This is a genomic window from Erwinia sp., from assembly GCF_049696395.1.
Lineage (GTDB): Bacteria > Pseudomonadota > Gammaproteobacteria > Enterobacterales > Enterobacteriaceae > Erwinia.
This window is the reverse complement of the sequence record NZ_JBAVTT010000048.1, coordinates 14173-37819: the sequence shown is the minus strand read 5'-3', so window position 1 is coordinate 37819 and position 23647 is coordinate 14173. Positions and strand designations below refer to the sequence as shown.

Sequence of the window (23647 nt, the reverse complement as noted above, 5' to 3'; positions counted from 1 at the left end):
TGAAATTTAGAGGTTTAGTGAGTAATTAAGTCACTATAATTGAGTTTTCCTTAACAACTTTTGCATGATGATAAGGTTGCGAGCAGGGTTAATGAAATCGTTTTTTTCGATTGGTTTTAGGGTTTGGATCTTTGTAAACGAACTGGATGGTAATAAAATTCTTATTTATTAACTGGAAGTGTTATCTATTCCGTTAATAAATAAACGCAGTTATTATGGGTGTTATTTGGTGAGGGTTTCATTAATATTACTGAGTTGTCAGGTTAGTTATCCGTATTCTGACGGCAAGTAGAGGTAAAATTAAGAGAGTGTTATTAGAGGAGGGAGGTAAGAACTTTTTAAGCAATTTTAAGGTTTAAGGGGTAAACAGGAGGGCGGTAGAGTGTGAGCAGTTAAACACTCTGCATGGCAGAGTGCTCAATAGAAACGGCTATTCAATAAAGGTGTGCGGATAGAACCGAGACAGATCCTGAGTAATCAACGCCCGGTCTTCGCGTATCCCAATGCCAGCAGGTTGATCGTCGATCAGCCAGCTGCCAATTAAGGTATAGCTGTCGCCAAATTTTGGCAGCGGATGGAACTGCTGAACAATCATCCCTTCTTCGCCATACGGACCGTCTGCACGGGCAATTTCCTTGCCATTTTCCATAATGCTGATGTTCGACCCTTCACGGGAAAACAACGGCTTAACCACATATTTATCCATATGCGGCACGTCATCTTCTGCAAAATAGGCCGGCAACAGATTAGGGTGGTCAGGGAACATCTGCCACAGCAGCGGCAGCAACGCCTTGTTGGAAATAATGCTTTTCCAGGCCGGTTCCAGCCAGCGCACGCCAGCATCTTCCAGCTTGGTGGAGAACACCTCGCGCAGCATGAATTCCCACGGATACAGCTTGAAGAGATTGCCAATCACCTGGTCATGCACATCGGTGAACTGGCCTCTTTCACCCAGGCCGATTTCATCCATGAACAGGAATTCGCTTGGTAAGCCGGCTTCAGTGGCACAATCCTGTAAATACTGAACGGTTCCGCGATCTTCATCAGTATCGCGGCAGCAGGCAAAATGCAGCCAGCTGAAGCCATGTTGCTGGTGAAGGGCCGCAAAGCGCTCGATCAGCTTCTCCTGCAGGCTATTGAACTGATCGCTGCCAGTGGGCAAATTACCCGCCGCCTGTTGGTCCTCCAGCCAGATCCACTGAAAGAACGCCGCCTCATACAACGAGGTGGGTGTATCAGCGTTGTTCTCCAGCAGCTTAATGTCAGAGTGACCATCCCAGGCCAGATCCAGCCGCGAATAAAGCGAAGGCTGGCTGGTTTTCCATGAGGCGCGCACGAAGTCCCAGGTGTGCTTAGGAATGCGGAATTTGGTCAGCAGCGCTTCGCTGTTCACCACTTTTTCCACCACCTGTAAGCACATCTGATGCAGTTCGCTGGTTACGTCCTCCAGCTTTTCAATTTGCTGGAGCGTGAACTGGTAGTGAGCATCCTCACACCAGTAAGGCTCGCCGTGCATGGTATGAAAACGGAAACCGTATTCGGTGGCCTTTTCACGCCAGTCCGGGCGTTCAGCGATAGCAAGACGCTTCATGGCATCAGCCCCCTGAAGTACGGCGGGAACCGGAAGTCGCGCTGCTACGTTGTGCGGTAGCCTGTTTGGCTACGCTGTCACCAAAGCCGCCACGGGTTACCGTGCTGGTGGTGGCAGGTTTAGGCGCCATGGCCGTTTTCGGCACGTTCATGGTGCGGCCAGGTGTGGCTGCGCCAAAACTTTTACCGCTGGCATCAACAAACTTGCCGTTTGCCGGGCTGTTTGGCGCGCGTGAGGTGAACAGCGGTTGTTGCTGTCCGCCAAACCCGCCACCCATCATCCGGCCCATCATGTAGCCCGCCATCAGCGGCATCCAGAAGCTTCCGCTCTGCTGAGATTCTGCATTGGTGGTGCCCACGCCAGCTTGGGCAGGAGCCTGCTGACACTGACCTTCACCAAACTCTGCCACGCAGTCTTCACGCGTTGCATATTTAGGGGCGGTTTTTTCGGCTTCTGTTTTGGCGTTATTGAATGCCGTGGTGCATTGCTCGCTCTTGCCCGGGTTGGCGCTGGAGCAGTCGTCGGCATTTTGATACAGGGAAACACTTTCATCCGATTGTTCACAACCGGCAAGCATAAAGACCGCGGTGACCGCTAAGGCTACCGGGGTTAAGTGTCGTGCGCTCCAGCTTTTGCGAAAGGAGGCATGATTGATTTGTTTAGTCCGTTTCATCACGTTCTGTCCTGTGCCCAAAGGTAGTGCATAGAATAGGGTAAGAGCGGTGATAAATGAAGCGATGAGGGCAAGTGGGAGGGGGATCTTTACTTAGCTATACGTTTGATTGTGAAGGAGCAGCAGGCGCTGCTCCTTCCCTTAATCACTTACCGAAAGGATTGCCGCTGGCACGGGCAGGCGCGGTACTTTGCGCAACCGGTGAAGCAGGCGCTCGGGCTGGTGCGGCATTGCCGTTATCCGCCGAGTTATTTTGCTCTGGGGTTTCAGGCGCTACCGTCTCTGGAGAGGTGGAAACATCTTTGCCCAGGCGAGCATTCAGCGACTGCAGATCCTGCTCATTCAGCGTACCCAGCGCAGACTTGATGTTCAGCTCATTGATCATGTAGCTGTAACGCGCGTCGGAAAGCTGCTGTTTAGCGTTAAACAGGGTTGAGGTCGCATCCAGCACATCAACGATGGTACGGGTACCCACCTGATAACCGGCTTCCATCGCATCAAGGGAGCTCTGCGCAGACACTACGGCCTGACGATAAGCATCAATGCTGCTGATGGACGCATTCACGTTATTAAAGGAAGAACGTACGGTCTGAATAGCAGAACGGTGCGCGCTTTCTAACTGCTCGCTGGCAGCAACGTAAGAATACTGTGCCTGCTTAACCTGGGAAGTCACCGAGCCACCGCTGTAAAGCGGCAGAGAGAAGCTCAGGCCAACCTGGTTAGAACCGGTGATGCTGTCATCGGTCGCAGAAGTCTGGTTGGCACGGCTGCCACCGTATTTGTTGTTAGACATGCCGGTAGACGCGGTCAGGTCCAGCGTTGGCATATGGCCCGTTTCTGCTGAACGGATGGTTTCGCGCGCCAGATCCTGTGACAAACGAGCAGACAACAGGCTCAGGTTACGGCTTTCTGCTTCTTTCAGCAGAGAATTCACGGGCTGAGGTTTTTCCGTTTTGAAGCGGTCAACGTTCAGCGAGGCCAGGCTTGGGTAGTAGTTGCCTGTAACCTGACGCAGGATTTCAACGTTGTTATCCAGCGCGTTACGTGCGGTTACTTCGTTGGCCAGCACGCTGTCATACTGTGCGCGGGCGTTCTGCACGTCCGTGATAGCGACCAGACCCACGTTAAAGCGCTGGGTAGTTTGATCTAACTGACGATAAATAGACTGTTTCTGCGCTTCGGTATAGGAGAGCGTATCAATCGCGTTCAGCACGTTAAAATAAGCGGTGGCGGTGTTCAGGATCAGCGTTTGTTGCGCCGTCTGATAAGTCACGTCCTGAATACCCGCTTGTTTTTCCTGCAGAGTCAGTGCGCGCCATTTTGACATATCAAAAAGGGTCTGAGTCAGTTGCAGCGTACCGCTGGTGGTGTTGGAGTTGAGACCACTGCTGTCGCGATAACCGTTGTTATAGGTATAATCAGCACCCAAGCCTAACTGTGGCAGTAACGGGCTACGGGCTTCGTTGATTTTCTCAAAGGCCGCATCACGATCTGCTGCAGAACTGCGAAGATCGGGGTTAGACAAACGAGCCTGCTGGTAAATCTGCAACAGGTTTTCTGCCTGACTGGCGACGCTGAAGCAGCCCAGGCTCAGGCCGATGAGTAACGGGAGCAGTTTCTTCATTTGCATTCCTTGTAGTGCAGCAAAATTGCTATGGTAGCGCTGACGTAAGCCAAAAAATAATCGCCGATTCTAGCAGAGTAGACGGAGCAGTTAAGTTGGCTGAACGTGCCATGTTGCCCTAATTTACTTAAATAATTCATTAAGAACCACACTATCAGCGGATTCGGGTTGCTTTTCTCGTCTTCGCACTCATTCGGAATGGAGCTGCCCCGATGGAAAACAGCAAAAAATACCCAGTGACTTTCACAAAAAACGATGTAGAAATTATTGCACGAGAGACACTTTATAGCGGTTTTTTTTCACTCACCAGCTACCGTTTTCGCCACCGCTTGTTTAAGGGAGGGATGAGTGGTGAAGTAAAAAGAGAAGTCTTTGAGCGCGGACATGCCGCAGTGCTGCTACCCTATGACCCCGTCCGTGACGAAGTGGTGCTGATCGAACAAATCCGAATTCCCGCGTTTGACAGCAGTGAGACGCCCTGGCTGTTAGAATTAGTCGCCGGGATCGTTGAACCGGGTGAAACGCCAGAAGATGTCGTCCGGCGTGAAGCGGAAGAAGAAGCCGGGATCACTCCCGCTCGTGTTAAACCGGTGCTCAGTTATCTGGCGAGCCCTGGTGGCACCAGCGAGCGGTTGAATATCCTGGTGGGAGAAGTGGATGCCAGCGTGGCGAAGGGAAACCACGGTCTGGAGGAAGAGAATGAGGATATTCTTGTCCATGTGGTCAGCCGCGAGCAGGCTTATCAATGGGTGGAAGAGGGGAAGATAGATAACGCAGCCTCTGTCATCGCATTGCAATGGCTTGAACTGCACCATAAAAAATTACGAAGCGAGTGGAAAACCGAATGATTAAGCGCTATGTACCTGATTTCCCTGAAATGATGCGCGTGTGCGAAACCAACTTCGCCCAACTGCGTCGCCTGCTGCCTAAAGAAGACCAGGCGGGAGAGTCAGTGACCTATCAGGTGAACGGTGCCCACTATTCTGTCACCATCCAGGAATCGACGCGTTACACCACGTTGGTGGAAGTGAAGCAAACCGCGCCAGCCGTCAGCTATTGGAGCTTGCCTGCCATGTCTGTCAGGCTGTATCACGATGCGATGGTTGCGGAAGTGTGTTCAACGCAACAGATCTATCGCTTCAAAGCGCGCTATGATTATCCTAATAAAAAGCTCCATCAGCGTGATGAAAAGCATCAGATAAACCAGTTCCTTGCCGACTGGTTGCGCTACTGTTTAGCACATGGCGCGATGGCCGTACCGGTTTGTTAAGACACAACTGAGATGGCGTTAACCCTAAGGATTTTGATTGGATAGCCTGTTAAAACTTCCTGCGGCTGATGGGTCAAGGGTCAGGATATTACAAATAACCGATACCCATTTATTTGCAGGTAAAGACGAAACGCTGCTGGGTGTGAACACCTGGGCCAGTTACGACGCGGTACTGCAGGCGATATCAGCCAGTCCCCGTCACTATGATCTGATTGTCGCTACGGGCGATCTGGCTCAGGATCATACTGTCGAAGCCTATCAGCATTTCGCTGAGGGTATTGCTCGCCTGCCTGCTCCTTGTGTCTGGTTGCCGGGAAATCACGATTTCCAGCCAGCCATGTTCAGCACCCTTGCCGAATCCCAGATTGCCGATGAAAAGCATGTGCTGATTGGCGATCGCTGGCAAATCGTGCTGTTAGACAGCCAGGTGTTTGGCGTGCCGCACGGTATGCTCAGCGACTATCAGCTTGAATGGCTGGAGAAGACGCTGGCGAAAGAGCCTCAGCGTCACACGTTGGTGCTGTTGCATCATCACCCGCTGCCTTCTGGCTGCACCTGGCTTGATCAACACAGCCTGCGGAATTCCCATATGCTGGACGCGGTACTGCAAAAATACCCGCTGGCGACCACGCTGATTTGCGGCCATATCCACCAGGATCTCGATCTGAACTGGAATGGACGCCGGCTGTTGGCTACGCCGTCGACCTGTGTGCAGTTCAAGCCACACTGCACCAATTTCACCATTGATTCCGAAGCGCCGGGCTGGCGTTGGCTGGATCTTCTGCAGGACGGTAAGGTGGAAACTCAGGTAGAACGTCTGGCGACCCGTGCCTTTAGCCCCGATCCTGATTCTGAGGGTTACTGATGGCCACGCTACTTTACCTGCATGGCTTCAACAGCTCCCCGCAGTCGGCGAAAGCCACTCAGTTCCGTGAGTGGCTGGCCGTTAATCACCCCGATCTCAAGGTGCATGTCCCCCAGTTGCCTGCTTTTCCTGGTGAAGCAGCGCAGATGCTGGAGAACTGGATCCTGTCTTCAGCGGGCGAACAGATCGGCATTGTGGGCTCTTCTTTGGGCGGGTATTACGCCACCTGGCTGTCACAACGCTTTCATCTTCCGGCGGTAGCGGTGAACCCGGCGGTGCGGCCTTTTGAGCTGTTGTCGGATTATCTGGGCAACAACGAGAACCCATACACCGGCCAGCAATATGTGTTAGAGTCACGCCATATTTACGATCTGAAAATGATGCAGATTGACCCGTTAGAGTCGCCGGATTTGCTCTGGCTGCTGCAACAAACGGGCGATGAAGTGCTCGACTACCGTCAGGCCCTGGACTACTACAGCGCCTGCCGCCAGACGGTAGAAGAGGGCGGCAATCATGCTTTTATCGGATTCGAACGCCATTTCTCCCCGATCCTCGACTTCCTGGGCTTATCCTCCGGCTGACGTGAGTCGCGGCGACTGGCCTCTCACTTTTAGCCACCAATCAGATTTATACGATGACTCAATCCAGCTATAACGCTGACTCCATTGAGGTACTCAGCGGCCTTGAACCCGTTCGTCGCCGTCCGGGAATGTACACCGATACATCACGTCCTAATCACTTAGGTCAGGAAGTGATCGATAACAGCGTCGATGAGGCGCTGGCGGGCCATGCCAAACGCGTCGAAGTGATCCTGCATGCCGATCAGTCGTTAGAAGTTATTGATGACGGCCGCGGCATGCCGGTGGATATCCACCCGGAAGAGGGTGTTCCAGCCGTTGAGCTGATCTTCTGCCGTCTGCATGCTGGTGGTAAATTCTCCAACAAAAACTACCAGTTCTCCGGTGGCCTGCACGGCGTAGGGATCTCTGTAGTTAACGCCCTTTCCACGCGAGTGGAAGTGACGGTTCGCCGTAATGCCGAAGTCTATGAAATGGCCTTCGAGAATGGCGATAAAGTGGAAGATTTGCATGTCACCGGCACCGTGGGCAAGCGTAATACCGGCACCCGCGTGCGTTTCTGGCCTGACGTAAACTTCTTCGACAGCCCACGCTTCTCCGTTTCCCGCCTCAGCCATTTGCTGAAGGCAAAAGCGGTGCTTTGCCCCGGCGTAGAAATTGTTTTCAAAGACCATGTTAACAACACCGAACAGACCTGGTGCTATGCCGATGGCCTGACCGATTACCTGTGTGAAGCGGTAAACGGCTTGCCTACGCTGCCAGAGCGTCCCTTTGTTGGCGCTTTCGCCGGGGATGTGGAAGCGGTTGACTGGGCGCTGCTGTGGCTGCCGGAAGGCGGTGAGCTGCTGACCGAGAGCTATGTAAACCTGATCCCGACCATGCAGGGCGGCACGCACGTTAATGGCCTGCGTCAGGGCCTGCTGGATGCGATGCGTGAATTCTGCGAATACCGCAATATTCTGCCGCGCGGCGTGAAGCTGTCTGCGGAAGATATTTGGGACCGCTGTGCTTACGTGTTGTCCGTCAAAATGCAGGATCCGCAGTTTGCCGGCCAGACTAAAGAGCGCCTCTCTTCACGCCAGTGCTCGGCATTTGTTTCAGGTGTGGTGAAGGATGCCTTCAGCCTGTGGCTGAACCAGAACATTCAGACCGCTGAGATGCTGGCCGAAATGGCGGTGTCCAGTGCGCAACGCCGGATGCGCGCCGCCAAGAAAGTGGTGCGTAAGAAGTTAACCAGCGGCCCGGCATTGCCTGGCAAACTGGCTGACTGCAGCGCGCAGGATCTGGCCCGCACCGAGCTGTTCCTGGTGGAAGGGGATTCTGCAGGCGGATCGGCCAAGCAGGCGCGAGATCGTGAATATCAGGCGATCATGCCGCTTAAAGGTAAGATCCTGAACACCTGGGAAGTCTCTTCTGATGAAGTGTTAGCTTCACAGGAAGTGCATGATATCTCGGTCGCGATCGGTATTGATCCTGACAGCGAAGATCTGAGCCAGCTGCGCTACGGCAAAGTTTGTATCCTTGCGGATGCGGACTCCGATGGACTGCACATCGCCACGCTGCTGTGTGCGCTGTTTGTCCGTCACTTCCGCACGCTGGTGAAAAACGGCCACGTCTACGTTGCGATGCCGCCGCTTTACCGCATCGATCTGGGTAAAGAGGTCTATTACGCACTGGATGAAGAAGAGAAAGCCGGCATTCTTGACCAGTTAAAGCGCAAAAAGGGCAAACCTGGCGTACAGCGCTTTAAAGGTCTGGGCGAAATGAACCCGCTCCAGCTGCGCGAAACTACCCTTGATCCCAACACCCGTCGTCTGGTTCAGCTAACGGTTGAAGATGATGAAGTGGAGAAGACCATGGCGGTGATGGATATGCTGCTGGCGAAGAAGCGCTCGGAAGACCGCCGCAACTGGCTGCAGGAAAATGGCCATACGGCTGAGATCGAAGCTTGATGGTTGGCTGAGACAAAGACAGATAAACAGTCTGAATCTCTGGCTGATATAAAAAAACGCCGGTAACTGAGTTACCGGCGTTTTTATTTACCCGTTACACGGCGTTATTAGCGCACCAGGTGCAGGAAGTGAAGGTGCTTTTCGTACTGGTCAAGAATGTCATGAAGGATCTGTTCTTGCGTCCAGCTCATCACGTCATAATCCTGACCCCCTTCTTTTAAGTGGACCTCAGCACGGTAGTATCTGTGCTCTTCATCGCGTTCTTCATCCTTTAGCCCAATCAGGGCAAATGCAGGCTGGATATAAGCCCTCAGCCGCACTTCATAGACAAAGTTCAGGTGGTCATCACCGAAATCTACCTCAAACCGTATGCGGTCATCGTGGGAGTCATCGGTTGAAGAGGGCGTACCCTGTTTGGCTAACTCGGCCTCTACCATTGCCATCGCGGGTTGGATAACCTCGCTCATAAAACGTTTAACCTGCGAACGCTTAGGGAAGTAGGCGATATTACGCAGTCGCCGTTGCCATGGAATGGGGTTGCGGGAAGCCGTTGGCGCTATGGTCGTCATCTGCTGGCTGTCGCGTTTATAAGCATCAATTCGCAAGGCTTTTAGCAGCCCATAGATCGACACCAGCAAGATCATCGAGAAGGGTAAGGCGCTGGCAATCGTCACCGTCTGTAATGCCTTCAGTCCTCCGGCTAACAGCAGCGTAATCGCCACCACGCCCATCATTCCCGCCCAGAAAATACGCTGCCAGAGCGGCGTCTTATCAGTGCCGCCCGAGGCCAACGTATCAACGACCATGGCACCGGAGTCTGCCGAAGTGACAAAGAAGACCACCACCATTGCCATGGCGATGAAGGAAAGTATGTTGCCAAACGGGAAGTGCTCAAGGAAATTAAACAGCGCCAGAGCGACGTCGCTTTGTACTGTATCTGCCAGGTCTCGTGCGCCTTCAGCCACGATCAGATGGATCGCGCTGTTGCCGAAGAAGGTCATCCACAGCAGGGTAAAGCCAGCTGGAACAAACAGAACGCCGGTAACGAATTCACGGATGGTACGCCCGCGTGAGACGCGTGCGATGAACATACCGACGAACGGAGACCAGGAGATCCACCATCCCCAATAGAAGAGCGTCCAGCCACCCAGCCACTGAGATGACTTAGGTTCATAAGCATAGAGATTGAAGGTTTTGCTGACAATCTCCGACAAATAACCGCCGGTGTTTTCAACAAAAGATTTTAGCAGCAGCACTGTCGGACCGAGCGTACCAACCAGCACCAGCAGCAGAACCGCCAGGCCAAGGTTTAACTCGGAGAGAATTCGAATCCCTTTATCCAGCCCGGAGACAACCGAAATAGTCGCCAGGCCAGTAATCGCGATAATCAGACAGACCTGCACCGTTTCGTTAATGGGCAAACCAAAGAGATGGTTTAACCCCGCATTGACCTGAAGTACGCCGTAACCCAGTGAGGTAGCGACACCAAAGACGGTACCAATGACCGCAAAGATATCTACAGCATGGCCTATCGGGCCATAGATTCTGTCACCAATGATCGGGTACAGCGCCGAACGCAGCGTCAGCGGCAGTCCGTGGCGGTAGCTGAAGAAAGCCAGGATCAGTGCCACGATGGCGTAGATCGCCCAGGCGTGCAGCCCCCAATGGAAGAAGGTCAGACGCATGGCTTCTTTGGCGGCCTCTACCGTTTCCGGCGCACCAACAGGCGGAGAAAGATAGTGCATCACCGGCTCAGAGACGCCGAAGAACATCAGCCCAATCCCCATGCCAGCGGAGAACAGCATGGCAAACCACGAGACGTAGCTAAAGTCTGGCTCCGCATGGTCAGGGCCAAGTTTTATGTTGCCGTAGCGTGAAAGGCCAAGATAGCTGACGCTTAGCAGGATCAGGGCTACGGTGAGGATATAAAACCAACTTGCGTTGGCAAAAATTCCCTTTTGTAGCGCTTCGAATTTACTGTTTGCTAGTTCGGGAAACAGCGCTGCGAACGCACAGAGGAGAATGATAAGAAGAGCGGAAATGAAAAAAACGGGTGGGTTAATTTGACTCTTTCGAGCCGGTGTTTCACTGCTTTGTTGGCTCATAAGTTACCTGTAATCCCAAAGTGAATAGCGGTATTTGCAGAGTTTTCATGTCTGATAACCGCAAAATTGATAAAGATAATTCTGTCATAGCATAGGAAAAAAAAGTGATGGGAACAAATATTTACATTTATTGACAGGTTCTGAAACGTTCTGGGCACTCAAGCCGGAGCCAGATTTAGTGAAAGCGCGTACCAAAATATTTTCTGACTCTGGGGATGCCGGGTCATGGACTGGGATGATCCGCAATGGACTCGATCTGTGTAGATGGCCCATTGCGGTAAAACTGCTATCGGTGTTCTGGAGGGTGACAGTCTGCGGATCGGGAAAAGCCTGTTTGCTGGTTTCTCACCGCAGAGCCTGAAGAATATCAGCAGCGGCTTTCACCCGAGCCGGGTTCGGGTAATTCTTGTTAGCCAGCATCACAATCCCGAGTTTCTCTGCGGGGATAAAAGCGAGATAAGAGCCAAAGCCATTGGTGCTTCCGGTTTTGTGAACCCAGCTCTCGGGCGTGGCCGGACGGGCTGGGACAAGCGCTGTTACCTCACGCGGCTTCAGGGCTACGTCGTTGGCGCTGTCGGCGATAATCAGCTGGGGATTGATCGGCCAGTGATACATTTCCCATCCCAGTCCCTGAGTGTAATTGCCTGCCTGGTAATACCCGGCCTGGGCGGTGAGAAGGGCTTTTTTCAGCAGCGCATCCTTAGCCGGAAGGCTTTCAGGATCGATATTTGCCTGTAAAAATGTCGCCATATCCTGCGCACTGGACTTCACGCCGTAAGCCTGTTCATCCAACGCACCCGGCGTTACGCGCACCGGCTCACCATTCTTATATCCCCAGGCATAAGCAGCCTGAGCTGAATCTGGAACGGTAATAAACGTCTGGGTCAGGTGCAGCGGGCTGAAAACCTGCTGCTCCATCAGGGAAGCAAAGCTGACGTTAGCTTTCCTGACCGCTAATAATCCAAACAGACCGATGCTGGCGTTGGAGTAATTGCGCATCGTGCCGGCTTTCCACTGCGGCTGCCAGTGCTGAAAGTAATTCCACACTGCTTTCTGGTCAGTAACGGAGTCCGGCACCTGAAGAGGGAGACCGCCCGCCGTATAGGTCGCCAGGTTCAATAGGGTGATATCACGCCATTGTTTGCCGGACAGTTCTGCGCTGTAGTTTGAGACCGGATCGTCGAGCTTCATCATCCCGCTCTGTGCGGCATAACCGCCCAGTACGCCGGTAAACGTTTTGCTGACCGATCCCAGTTCAAAGATCGTTTTCGAAGACACCGGGCGACCGCTTTTAACCTCTGCAACGCCATAGTTGAAGAGATAAGGCTGGCCCTGATAGATCACCGCAACCGCCATGCCGGGGATCTGCTGCTTGTTAAGCAAGGGGGTAATTTGACGATCCACGATCTCTTTGATCTGCTCGCTGCTTAGCTTTGGGGCAGAAACGGCCTCAACAGAATTCAAAGTCAGTGCAGCAGACAGGAAAACCAACGGCGTAAGCCTGTTAAACATCACAACTCTCCGGCAAATTAATCAGCGGCCTAATGCTAAGGCATCCTCAGGTAAGTTAATACGCCGTTTCCCGCTGACTTCTCTTTTTGTGATGGCTACGGCACTCACTCTTTTTGGCTATTGGCTGTCCGTTTAGTTGATCCCTGGCGATACTTCAGGCTACTCTGCCGCCAACTTGCCGATTAAGGATCTTCTGGTGACCTTCCCGCTGATAAAACGCAGTTTGATCATCTGGTTACTGCTCATGGTGATCCCGCTGGCGATCCTGCCTGGCCTGCAGCTTTATCAGCAGTGGAAAGCGCTGAACACGGCTTTTGAAGAAGTGGAGCTACAGATTGCTTACCGGCTAACGCAGAATGCGGCGGTATTGCCGTTGATCTCGCCCGGTAGCGATGCAAAAGCCCTCAACCATAAATTCCCGCAAATTGTCGACATCGAGCCGCTGCCTGCCGGCAGTTCTCAGGAAGTCCGCATTACCCTTGCCGATAATGGCCGTTACTGGCTGAATAATCCCTGGCAGAATGTCCGCGAGCTGGTGGATTTCCGACCCGTTATCGCCTCGGCCCTGCAGCAGGCCGAGTTCAGCCACCTGACGCTGAGCTGGCAGGAAAACGTGCTGCTGACCTCTGGAAACGGACAGGCAGGCGGGCTGTGGAGTTGGTCGACGACTTTTGCGCAGGATATTCAACCTTTCAAGCTGACCGCTAACGCATCGCCTGACTGGGCGGCCCTTAAAGTATGGCCTTCCTTATTACTGGCGCTGGTGCTGAGTGCATTGGTACTGGCGCTACATCAGCTACAACGTCAGCGGCAGGCCGATCGCCGCGCGCAGTTTTATCAGCATTCCCAGCTGAACGCGTTGGGAGAGATCACCGCAGGAATGGTGCATGAGATCAATCAACCGCTGACCGCGATCCAGACCTGGTTACAGGGCGCGCAACGGCTGGTAGAAAAGGGCGATCTCAGCCTGCTGCCCAAAGCGCTAGAGGGGGCATTGGGCCAGACTCAGCGTATTGCGCTGCTTCTTCAGCGTTTCCGTGACCATCTGGAGCAGCGTGAAGTGAAGATGGAAGCGGTGGACGTCAAGCGCGTCTGGGGACATGTGGAAGATCTGCTGGCGCGTGAAATCCGTGAAGGCGAGATTACCGTGCAGCGCGATCTTGTGACGTCAGCCCCACAGATCCGGGCGGATCGTCTCTGGCTGGAGCAAGTGCTGCATAATCTGTTAAGCAACGCGGTACAGGCGCAGAGCGCTCAGCGAAAAGGTTGGGTGCGCATCCAGAGCAAAGTGGAAGAACACAGTCTGTTGCTGACGCTGACGGACGGGGGAAAAGGGTTTTCAGAAGAGGGCCTGAAGCAGGCGCTGATGCCGTTTTACACCACCCGATCTGAAGGGATAGGATTGGGAATGACGCTGGCTGAGACGCTGGTAGTGCGGATGAATGGCACCATCACTCTGTCGAATCATGATGCTGGCGGTGCCTGCGTGCAGCTGCGTTTTCAACTTTGGGAGAAGGAATGAACGTCTGGTTGATTGATGATGATGCTTCGATCAGGGAATCCCTGAGTTTTCTGTTGCAGACGTTAGGCTGGCAGGTCAATACCTTCGACAGCATTGCCGCCTTTGAGAGCGACGCTTCCGTTACCCCTGCGCTGACCGGTTGCCTGTTACTGGATATCCGTATGCCGGGAAAAAGCGGGCTGAGCTGGCTGGAAGAGACTTCCCGTCACGCTCCTTTATTGCCGGTGATCCTGATGACCGGCCACGGCACTATCGACCTCTGCCGACGGGCGTTCCAGCACGGAGCCTGGGAGTTTTTCACCAAACCGATCGACAGCGATGCGCTAATCGACTGTATAAGTGAAGCTTTCAAAGAGAGCGAACTCCGTGCCGCGCAGCAGCAAGAACGCCAGCAACTGGAAGAGAAGTTTGCTCAGCTGACCAACCGCGAGCGTGAAGTGCTGGCGCTGCTGGTTGAAGGGCAAAGCGCGAAAGAGATCGCTAAAACGCTGTCGCTCTCCCCGCGAACCGCCGAAGCCCATCGAGCCTCAATCTTCGCCCGCCTTAACGTCAGCAACCTTGCTCCGCTGGTTTGGGAATATGCCAGGCTGCAGATGCTTTCAAAACCTGGTAGATCTACCAGGCACGGTGGGTAATTAAGCGAATAGTTAGCCGCAGACTTTTTCCGCACAATAGGGTCCTCTTACCAATAACAGGACGACTGAAATGAAAAAGACCCTTGCTGCTCTGACCTTGCTTGCCAGCTTTAGCGCACTACCAGTGCATGCTGCCACGGCCTCGTTGACTGAAAAAAACATTTCTCTGCAGCAGGCCAATGAGCTGGCATCTGCCGTCATTCAGTCCTGTTCAGCTAAAAAATATAACGTCAGCGTGACGGTGGTAGATCGTGGCGGCAATGTGAAAGCCGTGCAGCGCATGGACAACGCCGGTCCTCACTCACTTGAAGCCAGCCGCATGAAAGCCTTTACCGCTCTGAGCATGAAAAATGCCTCCGGCAAAGTGATGGAAGCCTCTCAGGCAAACGCGGGTGCGGCCAATTTGCGCGACATCCCTGGTCTTCTGTTGCTGGCTGGTGGCTTACCGCTGCGTGATGGCGACCAGGTGATCGGCGCAGTAGGCGTTGGTGGCGCACCCGCTGGAAATCTGGATGAGCAGTGCGCTCAGGCTGCCATCGACAGCGTATTTAAAGGGTAAATAAGGAGGCGTCAAAAATGAAAAAAATCATTCTACTCACTTCCCTGCTGATGGTGTTGGGTTCTGCCCAGGCCGCTGAACCAGTAACGGGCTGTGCCGCTAAGCGCGCAGAGGTTGTTGAACAGATCAAGTATGCCGATGCCCACGGCAACAGCTCGCAGAAAGCGGGGCTGCAAAAAGCGCTGAAAGAGATCGATCAGCATTGCACCAACGAAAACCTGCTGGCCGACCGCCAGCAGAAGGTCAGCGAAAAACAGGCCAAAGTCGCCGAGCGCGAAGCCGACCTGCGTGAAGCGCAGGCCAGCGGCAGCAGCAAGAAAGTGGCGAAGCAGCAGAAGAAGCTGGCCAGCGCACAGGAAGAGCTGAAAGATGCGCAGGATCAGCTGAATAAGTAAATTCAGTCGCGGTAAGAAGGAGCCTTCATCGGCTCTTTTTTTATCCCCCAACAGATTCTGGGATATACTCAGCCGGTCTTCACTTTCGCTAAGGCCATCCTTGAAAATCACGCTTGAAGAACTGCGAGCCTGGGTTGTGGTTGTCGATACCGGTTCGATAACCGCTGCCGCCGATCGGCTGAGCCAGACCACTTCCGGCGTCAGCCGCGCGCTGAGCAGGTTGGAGAAGAAGCTCCAGACCACGTTATTGCACCGCACCACTCGCCGGATTGCGCTCACCGAAGAAGGGCAGATATTCCTGGAACACGCACGGGAGATCCTGCGATCGGTCGAAACGGCAGAAGAGCAGATCGCTCAGCGCCGGGAAATCCCCTCTGGCCGCTTGCGGGTGAATGCCGCAACACCGTTCATGCTGCATGTGATCGTGCCACTGTTGAATGAATTCACCACGCGTTATCCGTTGATCCAACTTGAACTGAATACCGACGATCTGGTTATCGACCTGCTTGAGCAACAGACCGATATCGCGATCCGTATTGGCGAGCTAAGAGACTCCAGCATTCATGCCAGAGCATTAGGCAGCAGCAGATTGCGGCTGGTGGCCAGTCCGGACTATCTGGCGAAATATGGCGTACCGACCTGTGTGGAGGATCTGGCCGATCATCGCCTGTTAGGCTTCAGTCAGCTGGATCGTCATAACATCTGGCCGGTGTGGCAGAGCGAAGGTGAACCGCTGCAAATCAAACCGACAATGTCGGCTTCAAGCGGGGAAACGCTCAGGCAGCTGGCGGTTTACGGGCAGGGAATTGTGCGGATCTCCGACTTTCTCAGCCGCGAAGATCGCGCCAGTGGCAAGCTGGTAACCGTGCTTGATGAGGTCACAAGAGAGATGTATCACCCGATCCACGCGGTGTATTACCGCAACACAACGTTGTCCGTGCGGATCAGCTGTTTCCTCGACTTTCTTACCGAGCAGTTCGCCAGCAAGCCTTTGCTTTAAAGGGCGGATTTCTTCGCCGATGTCAGTAGTAAAATGAGGGGACTCGCCGTTGCTCACTTTGTGATCGAGGTGAGCTGAAGAATTCACCTCCGGGCAAATTATTCAAGACAGTCCATGAGGCGTGGTAGTCAATATTCAGGCCTCCAGTGCCTTTGCAGCAACAGGCTATAACGTGGTCAGATTGCCCGCATTGTCTTTGTCGAAAATCTTATGCTTAATTAAATTCTGCCGCAGCCAGTTCAGTGCCCGACCGGCTTTTTTCTTCCTCGACCACAACAAATCCACCCCAACAATCCAGTCAGTATGCGGGTATTCCTGCTGCCGCAGCTCAACCAGTTTGCCCTCACCCAGCTCCCGCTCAATAAATAAACGCGGTAATGATGCCCAGCCAAGCCCGGCGACGGCGGCATCCAGCATCGCGTTATAGCTCTCAACCCGCCACAATCTTGGGCTTCCCAGATATTCGGTGGTGGAAATGCTGGTTTGCTGATCGCCAAAGGTGATGTGCCGCCAGCGATGTAAATCAGCAAAGGAAACCGGGACAGCTTCTGCCAGCGGATGTGCGGCACTGGCAACATGCACCATCACCAGTTTGCCCAATTGAGCAAACTCAATGTGGTCAATATCCACCGGACGAGAAAGGGTGATCCCCATATCGACTTCGCCACTGCGGACCATAGCCTCTACGTCGCCCTGGAACGGTTCCTTGATATGGATATCAACTTCGGGAAAGGCCATAGAGAATTCATATAAAACGCTGGCTACAGTCAGGTACGGGACTTCGATAGCCAGACTCACATGGGCTTCCGTTTGCACATTGTAGGCACTGATACGTTGCTCCAGCGAATTGCACTGTTCCAGCACGGTTTTGATGTACTCCCGCAGAACGTCACCTTCCGCTGTAAGGCTTATCTGCCGTGGCGTGCGCTCAAAAAGCTGCAGGCCAAACTCATCCTCCAGGTTACTCATCGCCATATTGACAGAGGACTGGGATCGCTTCATTGCCCGGGCCGCAGCAGAGAAGGAACCGTTGCGGGCAACCTGCTCGAAGGTCATAAGTTGTTCCAATGAATACTTCACTATTCCCTCCACCTTTCAATAAAATTGAAAACAGCTGATTAACTTATATCACTTTAGTCAACATACAGTGAGGGCGACTTGCACCGTATCGTTTACAGGGGGTTACCGATGGCCGCTATTTTAGAAACTGCTCAGGCTGAAGCCACGCTAAGCATGAAGCGTATTGCTTCACTGGGTTTGCAGCATGTGCTGGTGATGTATGCCGGAACCGTCACGGTTCCTTTGATTCTTGCGTCAGTGATGAAGCTGAACGGTAGCGAGACCATTACGCTTATCAACGCCTGCCTGTTAACTTCCGGGCTGGCGACGATGCTTCAGGCAATTGGTGTCGGACGATTTGGTAGCCGACTGCCGTTGATTCAGGGTTGTTCGTTTATCGTGCTGGCCCCCATGGTCATGATTGGGCAGCAATATGGCATGGCCACCATTTTCGGCTCTGCCATTGCCTGTGGTCTGTTCACCGTGGTTGTGGCGCCTTTTTTCAGTCGGCTGGTGCGCTTCTTCCCCTCCATTGTGATTGGCTGTGTGATCACCCTGATAGGGATCTCCCTGATGCCTGCCGCTGCCATCTGGTTGGGGGGCGGGAACCCGGATGCCGCTGATTTCGCGAAACCCGAAAACCTGCTGCTGGGATTCGGCACGTTGCTGATTACCTTGATTTTCTATGCCATGACGCGGGGGGTGTTGCGTAATTTCAGCATCCTCATTGGGTTGCTGGCTGGCACCCTGATCGGGTATGCCTGTGGATTAACCAGTTTTGCTGCTGTGGGTCAGGCTTCCTGGTTCGGTTTCAGTCTGCCCTTTGCCTTTGGCATCCCTCAGTTCCATATCACGCCGGTGCTGGTGTTGTGTCTTTCGATGCTTATCGTCATGACGGAAACCACCGGGAATGTCCTGCTGCTGGATAAAATCATTGGTCAGCCGACCACTTCACGCCGTGTGGCAGATGCGATCCGCGCGGATGGACTCTCGACAATGGTGGGCGGCTGCCTTAACAGCTTCCCTTATAACGCCTTCTCGCAGAATGCGGGGTTAGTGATGATGACCAAAGTCACCCGTCGCTCAGTGCTGGTGGCTGCAGGAGTGATCCTCGTGCTGCTGGGCCTTTTCCCTAAACTTGGCGCGATAATATCAGCCATTCCCAGCCCGGTACTTGGCGGCGTGGCGATCCTGATGTTTGGCATGACCATTGCTGCGGGGATTCAGGAACTGCGTAATACCGACTTCCAGGACGAGAAAAATGTGCTGATCGTCTCCGTGTCGATAGCCGTGGGCGTCTTGCCGATGGCTTTCCCTGCCATTTTCCGGTTTATCCCGCCGTCACTGAAATTATTACTGGATAGCGGGATTTTTCTCGGCGGCTTTACTGCGGTAATCCTCAATGCCGTGCTTAATCGCCCTTCGTTGAAACAGGAGCAAATGCATGACCAGAGCTAATGATATCCACTTTTTACGGCTGTCCAATGAGGTAGGGAAGCGCGCGATGGCGCTGGGTAATCATCCTTTCGGCGCTGTGCTGGTCGCCCCAGATAACCGAACCGTATTACTGACACAGTGCAACATCGATACGGTCAACCATGCTGAATCAACCCTGGCTCGCATTGCTGCCAGCAATTTTACTGCCGAGTATTTGTGGGACTGTACGCTGTATACGGCTGTGGAACCCTGCTGCATGTGTGCCGGGACCCTCTACTGGGCGAATATTGGCAGGGTGGTGTACGGCATGAGTGAGCAGCGGTTGCTGGAGTGCACTGGAAATCACGCGGAAAATCCCACGATGAGCCTGCCCGCCGCTGACGTTTTCCGTCACGGACAAAAGGACATTACGCTGGTAGGGCCGGTGATTGAGCTGGAAGAGGAAACGCTGAAGTTACAGCAGGATTTCTGGCAGTCCCGCGTGAGTGTTTGATTTGCTAAGCCTGTTAGCAGGCGGGGAAATCCTTCAGGCATCAAAGCCCGGAATTCCCCGCCCGTGACATTACTTTTTCGCCGCTTCCAGCACAAATATCTTCACATCCACCACATCGGCTTTGATGTTAGAGCGATGCTGCTCCATATGTGCCGCCTGCTGATGCTGCTCCAGATGGCGCAGGGAATCCCAGTGTTCCACCATAAAAATCGAGTCTGGTGAATGCTGCTTCCAGGGAACCTGGGCTTTATAGTCAGTCAGCGCCTGATAGCTTCCGCAGCCCGCTTCCTCCAACACTGTTGGCGTTACGTTCTCAATAGCCTGTAACACGGCCGTACGGCGGCCTGGCTTTACGCAAATTTCAGCGATCACGGTGAGCATAGTCGTTCCTTTTTGGGATGGTCGTCTGACTAGTTAAGCAAAGATTTCGCTCAGATGAGTCCGATAGCGGGCAATATCTGTAGCAATATCCGGCTGTTTAATCACATCGTTACAAATAAAGGTCGGTAAACCTTCCATGCCGAGGAACTGATTGGCTTTGTGGAAGTGCAGGTAAAGACCATCAACGCCGACGCCCTCAAAGAACTGCTCAGGGTCGGTAAAGGCCTGCAGTGGCGCATTCCAGGTCAGGGACAGCATATAGTTGGTGCCCTGAATCAGCCCGCCGGAGCCGTATTTCTTCGCCGCATCTGAACGGGTACGGCCATCGCTGGCGTACAGCGAACCGTGGCCTTCGGTGAACACTTCATCAATGTATTTTTTCAGGATCCACGGCTCGCCCATCCACCAACCTGGCATCTGGTAAATTACGGTATCGGCATCCAGATATTTCTGCACTTCATCGGCAACCACGTAGCCGTCATCGACTACTGTCACCTCAACCTGATGGCCTGCATCACGTAAAAACGAGGCGGCAACCTCGGTCATGGTGTGGTTCAATTCGCCTTTTGAGTGGGCGAAGGCTTTTCCTGCATCAATGATTAAAATCTTGCTCATGCTCTTTGTTCTCCAGTTCATGAAATTACGGCCAGTGTACGCGCGAAAACTGAAGAGAAAAATGTGCGTTTGATCACAACACTTTTGCTTTTTGAGCAATAATGCGGCTTCACAGGGTAGGATTTCGGCAATTTCACCACGAGACAGGCAACAATGATAAAAATAATGAGCATTAAAACAGGGATAGCCGCGTTACTGCTGGTAGCCGGCGGCGCCAGTGCCCAGTCACATCTGGATCGCGTGCTGCAGAGCAAAGTGCTGACGGTTTGCACCACCGGCGACTACAAGCCTTACACTTTCCTGCGTGCAGACGGCCAGTATGAAGGCATCGATGTGGCGATGGCCCAGTCGCTGGCCAAAAATCTGGGGGCGGAAGTGAAATGGGTGCCAACGACCTGGAAAACCTTAATGGCAGACTTCATTGCCAAGCAGTGCGATATCGCTTTAGGGGGCGTCTCCGTTACGCTGAAACGTCAGCAAACGGCCTGGTTTGCCACGCCATTAGGCACCGACGGGAAAATTCCTCTGGTGCGCTGTGCCGATAAGAAAAAGTACCGCACTATTGAACAGCTGAATAAGCCTTCGGTACGTCTGATCGAACCGGCTGGCGGCACCAACGAAGCCTTCGTTCACGCCTATCTGCCGCAGGCGAACCTGACGCTGTTCCACGATAACGTCACTATTTTCCAGCAGTTAGTGGATAAGAAGGCCGACGTGATGATCACCGACGCTTCCGAGGCGCAGTTCCAGCAGAAGCACTATCCAAAACTTTGTGCGGTGAATCCTGAGCAGCCAATGCAGTACGGTGAAAAAGCCTACATGCTGCCGCGTGATGACCTCAGCTGGAAACTCTATGTCGATCAGTGGCTGCATTTGAGCAACGCTACCGGCGAATATGAGCAGGTAGTCGCACACTGGTTGGCTGTTAAAAAATAATCCTGAGGGCGGGGCAATCTTTCCCCCGCCTGAATCCACTTTCCCCCCACGGTTACCTGTGACAGACCCCGCCTGGATAAGGTACTATCCACGCCAAACGACCCCGATGTGGCGCGCCAGAAGCGCCGCGATGTGAGGAATCAAGAGTAATGAGTGACCTGACGCAGGATGGTGCAGAGCGTCGTGCCCTGCATAAGTTTACGGAAGAGGCCTACCTCAACTATTCCATGTACGTCATCATGGACCGTGCGCTGCCTTATATTGGCGATGGGCTGAAGCCCGTTCAGCGCCGCATTGTCTATGCGATGTCAGAACTGGGGCTGAACAACAGCGCCAAGTTCAAAAAGTCGGCCCGTACCGTGGGTGACGTGCTGGGTAAATACCATCCGCACGGCGACAGCGCTTGTTATGAAGCGATGGTCCTGATGGCGCAGCCGTTCTCTTACCGCTATCCGTTGGTGGATGGTCAGGGAAACTGGGGTGCACCGGACGATCCGAAATCCTTCGCCGCAATGCGTTACACCGAATCCCGCCTGTCCAAATATGCCGAAGTGCTGCTGGGCGAGTTGGGGCAGGGAACGGTCGACTACGTGCCAAACTTCGACGGCACCCTGCAGGAGCCGAAAATGCTGCCTGCGCGCCTGCCTAATATCCTGCTGAACGGGACGACTGGCATTGCAGTGGGCATGGCAACAGATATTCCTCCGCATAACCTGCGTGAAGTGGCAAAGGCCGCGATCACCCTGATCGACGCGCCAAAAACCACGCTGGAAGATCTGCTGGATATCGTGCAGGGGCCGGATTACCCGACCGAAGCCGAAATCATTACGCCACGTAACGAAATCCGTAAAATTTACCAGAGCGGCCGCGGCTCTGTACGTATGCGTGCCGTGTGGAAAAGAGAAGACGGCGACGTGGTGATCACCGCGCTGCCGCATCAGGTTTCCGGGGCTCGCGTGCTGGAGCAGATTGCTGCCCAGATGCGCAATAAAAAGCTGCCGATGGTTGAGGATCTGCGTGATGAATCCAACCACGAGAACCCAACGCGACTGGTGATTGTGCCGCGTTCCAACCGTGTGGATATGGACCAGGTGATGAACCACCTGTTCGCCACCACCGACCTGGAAAAAAGCTACCGTATCAACCTGAACATGATTGGCCTGAACAATCGCCCGGCGGTGAAAAACCTGCTGGAGATCCTCAGTGAATGGCTGATCTTCCGTCGTGATACTGTGCGCCGCCGCTTGCAACACCGCCTGGATAAAGTGCTGCGCCGTCTGCATATCCTCGAAGGTTTGCTGGTCGCCTTCCTGAATATCGACGAAGTGATCCACATCATTCGTACTGAGGATGAACCGAAGCCGGTGCTGATGTCCCGCTTTGAGATCAGCGAAACTCAGGCTGAAGCGATCCTCGAACTGAAATTACGTCATCTCGCCAAATTGGAAGAGATGAAAATTCGCGGCGAGCAGGATGAGCTGGCGAAAGAGCGTGACCATCTGCAGGGCATTCTGGCTTCCGAGCGCAAAATGAATACCCTGCTGAAGAAAGAACTGCAGGCAGACAGCGATCTGTATGGCGACGATCGCCGTTCGCCGCTGCGCGAGCGTGGAGAAGCTAAGGCGATCAGCGAAAGCGAACTGGTTCCTTCAGAGCCGGTGACCATTGTGCTGTCGCAGTCGGGCTGGGTGCGCAGCGCCAAAGGACACGATATCGATCCGAGTGGCCTGAGCTATAAAGCGGGTGACAGCTACCGAGCGGCCGCCAGAGGGAAGAGCAATCAGCCGGTGGTGTTTGTAGACTCAACCGGCCGCAGCTATGCGCTGGATCCGATCACGCTGCCTTCGGCACGAGGTCAGGGCGAGCCGCTGACCGGCAAGCTGACGCCACCGCCAGGCGCGGTGATGGAACAGGTGCTGATGGAGGCCGACGATCAGAAACTGTTGATGGCTTCCGATGCCGGTTACGGCTTCGTCTGTACCTTCAGCGATCTGGTTTCGCGTAATCGTGCGGGTAAAGCGCTGCTCAGCCTGCCGCAGAATGCCAAAGTGATGACGCCAATGGCGATCCACCAGGATGACGACCTGCTGTTAGCGATTACCGCTGCGGGCCGTATGCTGATGTTCCCGGTCGGCGATCTGCCTCAGCTGTCGAAAGGGAAGGGCAACAAAATTATCTCGATTCCTTCCGCTCAGGCCGCGTCCGGTGAAGACACGCTGGTCTGGCTGCTGCTGCTGACACCGAAAACGTCGGTTACGCTGCACGTGGGTAAACGCAAGCTGACGCTGAAGCCAGAAGATCTGCAGAAGTTCCGTGCAGAGCGCGGGCGTCGCGGCACTCTGCTGCCGCGTGGATTGCAGCGTATTGATCGTGTAGAAGTTGACGGCCCTGTACGACCTCCAGTAGCGGACAGCGAAGAGTAAACGGTCTTACATCACACTGGGT

At 53.8% G+C, this 23647-nt stretch carries 22 protein-coding genes; 14 read left to right on the top strand and 8 right to left on the bottom strand.

Going from position 1 to position 23647, the window contains the following annotated elements; translation table 11 throughout:
• Positions 1 to 430: 430 nt before the first annotated feature.
• From WCC56_RS06745 to tolC, 3 genes are all read right to left on the bottom strand, one after another.
• Entirely contained in the window at positions 431 to 1591 is a 1161-nt protein-coding gene (locus WCC56_RS06745) for a glutathionylspermidine synthase family protein (protein ID WP_424691644.1), read from the bottom strand.
• Positions 1592 to 1595: 4 nt separating this feature from the next.
• Positions 1596 to 2264 carry a DUF1190 family protein gene (locus WCC56_RS06740; protein WP_424691643.1) on the bottom strand — a complete coding sequence of 223 codons (669 nt, stop codon included), beginning with the start codon at positions 2262 to 2264 and terminating at the stop codon, positions 1596 to 1598.
• A 145-nt stretch (positions 2265 to 2409) separates the two neighbouring features.
• Positions 2410 to 3888: an outer membrane channel protein TolC gene (gene tolC, locus WCC56_RS06735; RefSeq protein ID WP_424691642.1), complete on the bottom strand. Its 1479-nt coding sequence runs from the start codon at positions 3886 to 3888 to the stop codon at positions 2410 to 2412.
• Between the two features lie 212 nt (positions 3889 to 4100).
• Here tolC and nudF point away from each other — a divergent pair, with 212 nt between their 5' ends.
• Genes nudF through parE form a run of 5 tightly spaced genes read left to right on the top strand, consistent with a single transcriptional unit; the run spans position 4101 to position 8553 of the window.
• Entirely contained in the window at positions 4101 to 4736 is a 636-nt protein-coding gene (nudF, locus tag WCC56_RS06730) for an ADP-ribose diphosphatase (RefSeq protein WP_424691641.1), read from the top strand.
• Entirely contained in the window at positions 4733 to 5158 is a 426-nt protein-coding gene (locus WCC56_RS06725; RefSeq protein WP_013203872.1) for a DUF1249 family protein, read from the top strand. Before nudF ends, WCC56_RS06725 begins: the two co-directional genes overlap by 4 nt.
• 37 nt (positions 5159 to 5195) lie before the next feature.
• Positions 5196 to 6023: a 3',5'-cyclic-AMP phosphodiesterase gene (cpdA, locus tag WCC56_RS06720; RefSeq protein WP_424691640.1), complete on the top strand. Its 828-nt coding sequence runs from the start codon at positions 5196 to 5198 to the stop codon at positions 6021 to 6023.
• Entirely contained in the window at positions 6023 to 6604 is a 582-nt protein-coding gene (gene yqiA, locus WCC56_RS06715; RefSeq protein ID WP_424691639.1) for an esterase YqiA, read from the top strand. The genes cpdA and yqiA overlap by 1 nt, the downstream gene beginning before the upstream one ends.
• A 53-nt stretch (positions 6605 to 6657) precedes the next feature.
• The gene (gene parE, locus WCC56_RS06710) at positions 6658 to 8553 is read left to right on the top strand and encodes a DNA topoisomerase IV subunit B (protein WP_424691638.1); all 1896 of its coding nucleotides are present in this window, start codon (positions 6658 to 6660) and stop codon (positions 8551 to 8553) included.
• A 107-nt stretch (positions 8554 to 8660) separates the two neighbouring features.
• On the opposite strand, the gene WCC56_RS06705 is transcribed toward parE, so the two are convergent.
• Both WCC56_RS06705 and ampC read right to left on the bottom strand, forming a co-directional pair.
• A complete protein-coding gene (locus WCC56_RS06705) occupies positions 8661 to 10658 on the bottom strand; it encodes a BCCT family transporter (protein WP_424691637.1) in 1998 nt (665 codons plus the stop codon).
• Positions 10659 to 11003: 345 nt separating this feature from the next.
• The gene (gene ampC, locus WCC56_RS06700; protein WP_424691636.1) at positions 11004 to 12170 is read right to left on the bottom strand and encodes a class C beta-lactamase; all 1167 of its coding nucleotides are present in this window, start codon (positions 12168 to 12170) and stop codon (positions 11004 to 11006) included.
• A 196-nt stretch (positions 12171 to 12366) separates the two neighbouring features.
• Here ampC and WCC56_RS06695 point away from each other — a divergent pair, with 196 nt between their 5' ends.
• The 5 genes from WCC56_RS06695 to WCC56_RS06675 all read left to right on the top strand — a co-directional run bounded on the left by WCC56_RS06695 (position 12367) and on the right by WCC56_RS06675 (position 16281).
• The gene (locus WCC56_RS06695) at positions 12367 to 13692 is read left to right on the top strand and encodes a sensor histidine kinase (protein ID WP_424691635.1); all 1326 of its coding nucleotides are present in this window, start codon (positions 12367 to 12369) and stop codon (positions 13690 to 13692) included.
• Positions 13689 to 14327: a response regulator transcription factor gene (locus tag WCC56_RS06690; protein WP_424691634.1), complete on the top strand. Its 639-nt coding sequence runs from the start codon at positions 13689 to 13691 to the stop codon at positions 14325 to 14327. The genes WCC56_RS06695 and WCC56_RS06690 overlap by 4 nt, the downstream gene beginning before the upstream one ends.
• Before the next feature lie 70 nt (positions 14328 to 14397).
• Positions 14398 to 14886 (top strand): GlcG/HbpS family heme-binding protein, encoded by a 489-nt coding sequence (locus tag WCC56_RS06685; RefSeq protein ID WP_424691633.1) that lies wholly within the window; start codon positions 14398 to 14400, stop codon positions 14884 to 14886.
• Positions 14887 to 14903: 17 nt separating this feature from the next.
• Positions 14904 to 15281 carry a DUF1090 domain-containing protein gene (locus WCC56_RS06680; RefSeq protein ID WP_424691632.1) on the top strand — a complete coding sequence of 126 codons (378 nt, stop codon included), beginning with the start codon at positions 14904 to 14906 and terminating at the stop codon, positions 15279 to 15281.
• A 100-nt stretch (positions 15282 to 15381) separates the two neighbouring features.
• Positions 15382 to 16281 carry a LysR family transcriptional regulator gene (locus tag WCC56_RS06675; protein ID WP_424691631.1) on the top strand — a complete coding sequence of 300 codons (900 nt, stop codon included), beginning with the start codon at positions 15382 to 15384 and terminating at the stop codon, positions 16279 to 16281.
• A 165-nt stretch (positions 16282 to 16446) separates the two neighbouring features.
• On the opposite strand, the gene WCC56_RS06670 is transcribed toward WCC56_RS06675, so the two are convergent.
• Positions 16447 to 17361 carry a LysR family transcriptional regulator gene (locus WCC56_RS06670; protein WP_424691630.1) on the bottom strand — a complete coding sequence of 305 codons (915 nt, stop codon included), beginning with the start codon at positions 17359 to 17361 and terminating at the stop codon, positions 16447 to 16449.
• A gap of 108 nt (positions 17362 to 17469) precedes the next feature.
• Between WCC56_RS06670 and WCC56_RS06665 the strand changes: the two genes are divergently transcribed.
• Complete coding sequence (locus WCC56_RS06665) at positions 17470 to 18798, top strand: nucleobase:cation symporter-2 family protein (RefSeq protein WP_424691629.1); 1329 nt, start codon at positions 17470 to 17472, stop codon at positions 18796 to 18798.
• The gene (locus WCC56_RS06660; protein WP_424691628.1) at positions 18785 to 19270 is read left to right on the top strand and encodes a nucleoside deaminase; all 486 of its coding nucleotides are present in this window, start codon (positions 18785 to 18787) and stop codon (positions 19268 to 19270) included. The genes WCC56_RS06665 and WCC56_RS06660 overlap by 14 nt, the downstream gene beginning before the upstream one ends.
• 69 nt (positions 19271 to 19339) lie before the next feature.
• Here WCC56_RS06660 and WCC56_RS06655 read toward each other — a convergent pair whose 3' ends face one another.
• Together WCC56_RS06655 and WCC56_RS06650 are read right to left on the bottom strand one after the other, a co-directional pair.
• Complete coding sequence (locus tag WCC56_RS06655) at positions 19340 to 19651, bottom strand: putative quinol monooxygenase (RefSeq protein WP_424691627.1); 312 nt, start codon at positions 19649 to 19651, stop codon at positions 19340 to 19342.
• A gap of 33 nt (positions 19652 to 19684) precedes the next feature.
• Positions 19685 to 20266: an NAD(P)H-dependent oxidoreductase gene (locus WCC56_RS06650; RefSeq protein ID WP_424691626.1), complete on the bottom strand. Its 582-nt coding sequence runs from the start codon at positions 20264 to 20266 to the stop codon at positions 19685 to 19687.
• Between the two features lie 165 nt (positions 20267 to 20431).
• Here WCC56_RS06650 and WCC56_RS06645 point away from each other — a divergent pair, with 165 nt between their 5' ends.
• Positions 20432 to 21202, top strand: coding sequence for a transporter substrate-binding domain-containing protein (locus WCC56_RS06645; protein ID WP_424691625.1), 771 nt, complete (start codon positions 20432 to 20434; stop codon positions 21200 to 21202).
• A gap of 149 nt (positions 21203 to 21351) precedes the next feature.
• Positions 21352 to 23625 (top strand): DNA topoisomerase IV subunit A, encoded by a 2274-nt coding sequence (gene parC / locus WCC56_RS06640; RefSeq protein ID WP_424691624.1) that lies wholly within the window; start codon positions 21352 to 21354, stop codon positions 23623 to 23625.
• Positions 23626 to 23647: the final 22 nt, after the last annotated feature.